Here is a 603-nt window from a genome sequence, read left to right on the forward strand (position 1 = left end):
TCTGTTTGCGAAAGTTGTTCTTTTTTCAACTCAAGCTGTTTTTTTAAGAGCTCAATAATTTCCCCTTTTTTTAATAGCTTAGTAAGCTCCAGATATTTTGCTGATGGAGCAGATACGAAAGTTGATTTAGGTACCTGAGCTGTGGGAGATACTGGAGGTGTGTTAGATGGCTTAGAGCCACTAGGTTTGGACGGTACGCGATTTCTCATCGTTCCCAAATTAGAAAGGTCAATTTTAATATCGGGTGGAAGTTTACGTGGTGGCTCATAGCCTTTTGGTGGTTTTGGTTTATAATTGTTGCTTGAATCGAGATTTCCTGACCCTATACTAGGAACTGCAAAACGGCTATGACCTCCTCCTTGCTTAGTAAGAGTGTTACTTCTTGCTAAGTTTGTTGTTCCAAGAAAAGCACTAATCGCTATGATAATAATCAGCTTTTGCATATTCCATACCTTTTAATTTTCACATATTTAGAAAGACTGACCATTACATTATTAACTTCATAAATCAGTTTATGAGATTCCGTTGTCTCCTCGCTTAATTTCGGCAGGGATTGTTTTATTAATAGGCACGCGGTTCCTATCATTGGGCTGTTTTAGCTTT

Annotated in this window: 2 pseudogenes; both read right to left on the reverse strand. The window is 38.0% G+C overall.

Annotation, left to right across the window (positions count from 1 at the left end):
* A pseudogene (locus ACFINW_RS10085) lies at positions 1–443 on the reverse strand (hypothetical protein); the annotation flags it as partial.
* A 69-nt stretch (positions 444–512) separates the two neighbouring features.
* Positions 513–603, reverse strand: a pseudogene (locus tag ACFINW_RS10090) (TrwH protein); the annotation flags it as partial.

It is taken from the genome of Bartonella sp. AA18HLJMS, from assembly GCF_042197245.1.
In the GTDB taxonomy this organism is placed as follows: domain Bacteria; phylum Pseudomonadota; class Alphaproteobacteria; order Rhizobiales; family Rhizobiaceae; genus Bartonella.